The sequence below is a fragment of the Photobacterium sp. DNB23_23_1 genome, from assembly GCF_052873815.1.
In genome coordinates this window covers 451,335-458,416 of record NZ_JBNNXT010000001.1, presented here as the reverse complement: position 1 = coordinate 458,416, position 7,082 = coordinate 451,335, and the positions used below count along the sequence as shown (strand labels likewise).

Below are 7,082 nucleotides of genomic sequence, written 5' to 3'. Positions count from 1 at the left end.
CCACTTTTTTAGCGAGATAAAACCGGCTCTTGCGCTCCAAGATCGTGACTATTGCACCCGTCCCGTGCTTGCCCAATACGGTGTCAATTTCCCAGTCCCCAAATCGGTCGCGGCTATCCACGACCGATGGACGCTCGTCGATTGAAACCGCATGCTTAATCGTTGGTGCCTTAACTCTCTGCCCCTTCCGATAACGTTTATGACCTTGCCTTAAGTGGCGATAAAGCTTGCCACCTGTACGCTTATCAAGTGCGATGTGCTGGTAAATCCACTCGTGGCTAACAGGCGCGCCAGCGCTTGTTAGAACATTGGCAATTTGCTCAGGGCTCCAATCGATACCAAGCAATAGCTTGATGAACTCAATGCGTTCCCTAGGTATTCGATATTTGCGAGCCGATTTTCGCCTACTAATGGTTGAGGCTTCGGCCTGCTCGGGACAATAGCGGCCACTTGTTCGATTTCTTTTTAACTCACGATAGATCGTGGCTCGGTGACACTTCACCCTCTTGGCAATATCAGAGACTGATATTCCCAGTTCCAAAAGGGCAGAAATCTGGTATCTTCTCACCTTAGTCAACTGCTGATAACTCATGGTAGTACTGCTTGTTTCTTTGGCGAGAAGAGCGTACCACTTTCGGCAGTTGGCTTCCTCTTTTACACCTTCCCATGAGTGTCGCACTTATTATCTGAATTCAGGGGTTGGTATAACCTACACTTAAAGAGATTTCACATATTGTGTTGTTCGTACCTGCAAACTCTATGGCCCCATCGGTGCTGTTGCGTATGGACGACTGGTGGGTGACCTATTACCTAGCTATCTGAGCAGTACATTTGCGGGAGTTATGCTTGGGACAAGCTTAAGTACGTTTAACAGCACGCTAAACTCATCGGCAACACTTTACTTCTGTGATATTCATGAACCATTTGTCAATCATCGCAATGTTGCGGCAATTAAGTGGGCTCTATAATATGCCAGTACTTTCGGCATTCATAATAGCCTTATACTGGAGAGATATCGATACAAGAACAGTGATTATTAGGCTGATATCAGGTACGATTTTCTACGCAATATTATTTTCTTTGGTCTCCACTACATTATATTCATCTCATGTTTACTACGATATGCTTCTGTATCACCGTAGCATCTATCTGCAGCCGTGCTATCTACAATCAAGAAGCTAGATTTATTCTATTCAGACGACCTGTTTCGGAAAATTAGACAAAATGCCAGTCAATATAACCTGGCACTTATCTGCATGAAGACCTTTTATATATTATATCTAACTTGCTCCTATCCCAATAATAAGTGTAGATAGGACTAAAATCATCATTCCTGAAACTTGAGTTAATTTTGTTTTCTTTGGAACTTCTATCCATTCTTTCAACACAAAACCAAAAATACCACCGCAAAGAACTAACATAGACATATGGAATGTCCAACTAACAAAGCCAAGTTCAGAATTAACCAACTCTACATGTCCCCAACCATAAAAGAAGAATTGCATATACCAAATAATACCACCAGTAAAAGCAAGTACGATATTTTTATTTCTATCCGTTTTATCGTTAAGTATTTCACTTACAGAGTTGTTCTTGTTAGCCTGAAATAAACAATATAATGTATTGGTTGTAAATCCACCTAGCATTATAAAAATATAACTAGGCATAACTTGGTAAAGAGGGTCGATGCCATACTCAATCGCCAGCTCCTGTATTGGGGCTCCAGCCTCAATTGCAAATGCCATAAATGAGCTCATTACACCACATACAATTGCTATAATTATCCCTTTTTTGAGGTTAAACTCTGAATTTGTTTTTTTAGTAGATTGTTCTTTTTTATATCCAGCCAGTGATGTTACACCTATGCCCATAACAGCAATAATAACACCTAAAATAGCAAATAATCCCGTAGTGGTTGAGATTATCTCCATTATGGTGCCGTTAAGCAGGACTGGTGTTAAAGTTCCAACAACGAGGGTTATACCTATTGCAACACCATAACCAACAGAAAGCCCTAAATATCTTAACGTCATACCAAACGTTAAACCACCAACTCCCCATAAAGCACCAAAAATATATGTCTTAAACATATCATTAAATTTAACATCTAATAAGAAACTTAACGTATCTGGAATAATCAAAAACGTTACCAATGTTGGCATAACAATCCAAGATGCAATGCCATTTATAAACCAAGATATTTCCCATCTCCAATTTTTTATTTTTGCAATCGGAATATAGAATGATGCAGCTGCAAGAGCACCTAAAAAGTGATATATAATACCTAAATTGACAGAGCCTTCCATCATTACCTCCTAAGAAATTCTATTCGTTTTTATTTCTAGACAATTAGCTAATTTTTCTATTTTATTACCTAGATGACCTTTCCCAATTGCAGCATGATGTGATGGCCCACCTAGACACCATTTAGTTGTGAATTCTTTTGCACTTAAGTCAAATTTATAATTGCTATTTGTATTTCCAATATCAAGTACGCTTCCATCTGTTGAATTTCCTTCCGCATACTGAAGAACGATATCTCCATCAGAATTTTCAACTACAGATAAAATAGTTATCGGTCCCTTGGCCACACTCATCTGTATAGATACCCCTTTACCAGGTTTACCATGATATACAGGTAGGGGGACTAAACTTACGACATCCTCAGACATTTCAATATGAGCTGGCCCATCATGGCCCCAAATAACTTTATCATTTTCAAAATCCATTCCATACGGTTCAGAAAATGATCCTCCAGCACCAAATAAAGACATGATTTTCATCGCAATGACATTCTTTACTTCATATTCTCCAGCAATAGGTATACCCCGAGATGTTAAAAGTGTATTACCGAGAATTACTGAAGTGATAATATTCTCATGTTCTGAATTAGTGGAACCTTCGTAATAATAAGCCATTGCTCCTAAACGGTGGGCATTCACAAGTTTATCAAGTGCAACAGAAGTAATGACAGCTCTTTCGATCTCAAATTTTTCACATTGATTATTTACCGATAGTTTTGACTCTAGCTCTTTGTACTTAATTTCAATTTCTTCAGTAGATACAGCACGCCTTTTTTCAACAAGTTCACATATCTCTATAACGTCAAATCGAACACCAAATTTTGAACTTAAAAGTCGTTTATTAGAGTAAACATCAACCATGCCATTATAATAATGACCAAGAACACCAATATTTGTTTTACTCAACTGTTTTTTTACTGTAAAAGCATTCAATGTATCGCTAACTTCTGACCAAACATCATTTTCTTCTAAATATCCTACGATCATTTCGTACGGTATTTTAGCCGTATTAAAAACACTTGCTAGCTCCGGAGCGGCACATGCTTGGCAATGAGCGAGCCATTTCCCTGTTCTAGTGGCACGATCATCATATTTATTTATTTCTTTATACGGTAATTGTTTCTCTGGCTGAAGTGCTAACACGATAACTGGCTTATCAATCGCCTGAACTAGTGGTAAAACAGTTGAGCTCAGTGCATATGTTGTTATATACAAAACTAAAACATCAACCTGCTCACTCTTAAATTTATGCTCTATATCTTCAGTCTGCCTAACAGTATCAACCAAACCTGCATTTAATACTGAAAATCCTAATTCATGGATTTTCATAGATACCGTTTTAATATACTGGTTCAATTGTTCATGTAAGCCATCAAATTGTTCCCAGTAAGTATCAAGCCCTATTCCAAATAATCCTATTTTAATTTTATCCATTCTATATTTCCTTGCTATTATAAATGTAACGCTAAGATTACGAACGATAGCAAGCCGTATAGATTAAAACCTTTGATTTTTTCTAAATTACTTTGCATGGTAGGTATTTATCTGAAGATATTGACGATCCACGTCTCATATTAGAAAATTTGATAGCCAGACTAACCTAAATCAATCGTATATAATGATAGTCGAAGTGGTGTCATATTTTATAAAAAACCCTGGAAACACCAGGGATTTTATATATTTAAAGATTATAGTTTAATGTTTCTAGCCAAAAACTCGAAATGCTCGATGCCCAGCGGCTATAGATCCCATCCTTCGATCGTATGTTATTCGGATATAACGCCATTCACCACAAATTGAATGATTTTGCGTTCTAAATGAAACTTCAGGATTAACCAATTGATGTATATTTTTGAAATCAATACCATCAACAGAACCTGCAATGGTGTATTCATATAACGCATCATGGTTAAACTCGATCTCGATTTCGCTGATCGTACTAACCTTGCCTAAATCTACACGCCACCAGTGCCCAGCCTCATATTCAGAAGCAAACCAACCGGTTATACATTTACCATCGACGGCTTTATGTGGAAGTGTTGACTGGTCACGGTAACAATCCGCAATAGCTGGTTTACGATAGGCTAAATCATTGTCATGATTACTACTTATTGATTCTTTGAAAAGAGTCAACATCTGCTCTTTCGTTAGGTGATTACCCGGTTCGAAATTAGGTGATTCCATATAAGACAAAATACTGCTCAACAGACATGAGGCAACAGGATCGGTATTAAGCTCATCAAAAAAGTCAAAACCTGCAAAAATAACTCTACCATTAAGTACATTTGCTTCAAACAAATTAGTCCTTGCAGCATTGTGTAAATAGTTAGGTATTACATCAATAATTGGTTTAAAAGTAACACCCATTGATGAGTAGTCAATATTAACAGAATCTTCTAGTAAACTTTTCCACTGATAATTAATATATTTTTCCGTTGGGAACATTGACAGCATATCAGATTCGTGATCAATTATAAGTCCTAATGAATCCTCACTAGAGAAACATATAGGACTCCAAAATACTGGAAAAAATGTGCCTGGCTTTGGCGAAGTAAGACAATTAACATCCGGAACAATAAGGACATCTTCTCCCTGCTCCAGTTTTTTAATTACTAGCTCATTAAAAGTATTAAAAACAAATACTTTTTTATTATTCACTAATTCACAACATGATAAATTGGCAGCTTTTGGTAATACCCATATCATCCAACGATTCTTATATTCCGTTCCTTCTACTTCAAACGATAACTCTACAGGGCTTGTTGAGCTACAATTTTTCAAGGTTACAGTATAATCTTCAAAACGATATAGTTGTCCTTGCTTAATTTCATTTACAAAAAGAGGAACACTTTCTATTAATTTATCTCTTTGGTATATTTTAATAACAGCTTTAACCTTATCCAATTTTCTATTGCTATAATTTGAAATAAGAGGCGTAAAGCTAAGTGAATCACCTGATTTGTAAATTCTTTTTTCCAGTTCTAATAATGGCACAACATCATTACAAAACTCACGGAAATCGGTACCACTAACAATACCTTTACTTTTCCAAAAAGCATTCAACATACCGATAGTTGCAGTACCTTGACCAGGATAATCATGAAGATCAAGCAGCTGAATTCCACCAAAATTAGGGGTTCTCAAAGCTGCTTCAATTTCATCCTTGTACAGCATTTTAGCTAATTGGCCCGAGCCAAGCTTATATTCCTCAGCATGTGAAATGAGTTTTTTTTCCACTAGATCTTTTTTAATAATCTTCAAATTAATTGGATTAAGGACACCTGTGTAATCGTCTATTTCGGCCATATCTGGATAAACCAAATATTGGCCAACTTCATGAGAAACAACCGGTACGGGTGAATTTGATGATCCTTGTGAGAATTCGAGTTTCGTGCCTCTAACTAGATCCTCAAGGAAATATTGACCTCTAACACCAACACCACCAACACTTTGAGATGTAAAGAAGTCATCGTAAGACTCAATGTCACGATCCCAGTTACTTGTAAGAGTAAAAAGAATATTAGGGTATTCTATTTTTAGTGGAGCAATAGCATCTCTAAGGATTGAGAAATCCCCTCTCAGTTCATTACCATTAGCAAAAAAACAGAAACTAGGATGATGACCATACTCTTTCAGAATTCTTTGAGCCTCAGACTTAATAAAGTCTCGATGTTGAGGGAAAGAACCCACAATCCTGTTCATACAGTAGTCGAGCCAGATGGGTCCCTCAATATTCAAGTATACACCTAGCTCATTGGCAGCCAAGTATGCCGCTTCAGGAGGACACCAAGAGTGGAAACGAATATGATTGAGACCATAATCTTTTACGGTCTTCATTACACGTTTCCAACTTTCTACATCGCAAGGTGGATGGCCAGTAAGAGGGTAAATACAACAATCTAATGTACCTCTTAGAAAAATATGCTTACCACCAATATGCACCCCATCAGAATCAGTTTTTATCTGTCGAACAGCAATTTGATGTGTATCAGCTTGAAGAGGAGTTACTATACGGTACTCATATTGTTTAGGATTAAACTCATTCCATTGAGTAAAGCACGATAAAGGAATATAAATCTTGATCTTATTATCTATAACTGAGCTTTCTTCAAAGGTATGATTAATATCAAGTTCATCAATACTAACTTCTATCGGAAACTCAGCTTTTGGAGGGAGTATATGAGTAAACTCTACGACATCCCGATCATTATCTATACTTATCTTGGGCCTTTCTACTTTTCGTTCATCACAGACCTTAATAAGCAAATCTCCAACAATGCCATTCCACATCGTTTGTGTATCATCAGTATAAGCACTGGCTAAAATACCAAGTTCTTGCGTATCTCGATTATCAATACACACGCAAATCTCGTTGTGCTGTCCAGCTACTAATAGCTGACTGACATCATATTGATGAGGAACGCAAAGAGAGATAGTATTTCCAACGAAATTACCGTTTATCCACAACTTGCTGTTATAATTCAATCGTTCAAAAATTATTTTATATTTTGCATTATCAACTTTCTGGTCAATAAAGACTTTTCTCTTTAACCACACAGCACCAAGATATTTATAATTATCTCTCAAGCAATGTAGATTTTCTTCATTAAATTCATCGGTAAATAATTGAGGCTCACCGATCTTGTTTATTGAAAGTGTGCCAGGAAATTTTAGCTCACCATCTTCATTAAAATTAACAAACCAAGATTCAGAATCACCAACATCATTTGGATCTAATTTATATAACCATGTACCACTTAAATCATAACTAGGCATAAG

Annotated in this window: 4 protein-coding genes; all 4 read right to left on the bottom strand. The window is 36.8% G+C overall.

Going from position 1 to position 7,082, the window contains the following annotated elements; translation table 11 throughout:
• The coding region (locus ACVA53_RS01905; RefSeq protein ID WP_446504395.1) for an IS30 family transposase at positions 1-592 on the bottom strand (592 nt) is incomplete at its 3' end.
• A 688-nt stretch (positions 593-1,280) separates the two neighbouring features.
• The gene (locus tag ACVA53_RS01900; protein WP_274126261.1) at positions 1,281-2,306 is read right to left on the bottom strand and encodes an L-rhamnose/proton symporter RhaT; all 1,026 of its coding nucleotides are present in this window, start codon (positions 2,304-2,306) and stop codon (positions 1,281-1,283) included.
• A 9-nt stretch (positions 2,307-2,315) separates the two neighbouring features.
• Positions 2,316-3,737: a hypothetical protein gene (locus ACVA53_RS01895; RefSeq protein WP_446504386.1), complete on the bottom strand. Its 1,422-nt coding sequence runs from the start codon at positions 3,735-3,737 to the stop codon at positions 2,316-2,318.
• 270 nt (positions 3,738-4,007) lie between these two features.
• Entirely contained in the window at positions 4,008-7,079 is a 3,072-nt protein-coding gene (locus ACVA53_RS01890) for a sugar-binding domain-containing protein (RefSeq protein ID WP_255041884.1), read from the bottom strand.
• Positions 7,080-7,082 lie beyond the last annotated feature (3 nt).

What these genes read in the sequence shown, in the direction of transcription:
- ACVA53_RS01900 (WP_274126261.1), bottom strand. Translation starts at nt 2,306, where the DNA reads ATGGAAGGCTCTGTCAATTTAGGTATTATATATCACTTTTTAGGTGCT.
- ACVA53_RS01895 (WP_446504386.1), bottom strand. Translation starts at nt 3,737, where the DNA reads ATGGATAAAATTAAAATAGGATTATTTGGAATAGGGCTTGATACTTAC.
- ACVA53_RS01890 (WP_255041884.1), bottom strand. Translation starts at nt 7,079, where the DNA reads ATGCCTAGTTATGATTTAAGTGGTACATGGTTATATAAATTAGATCCA.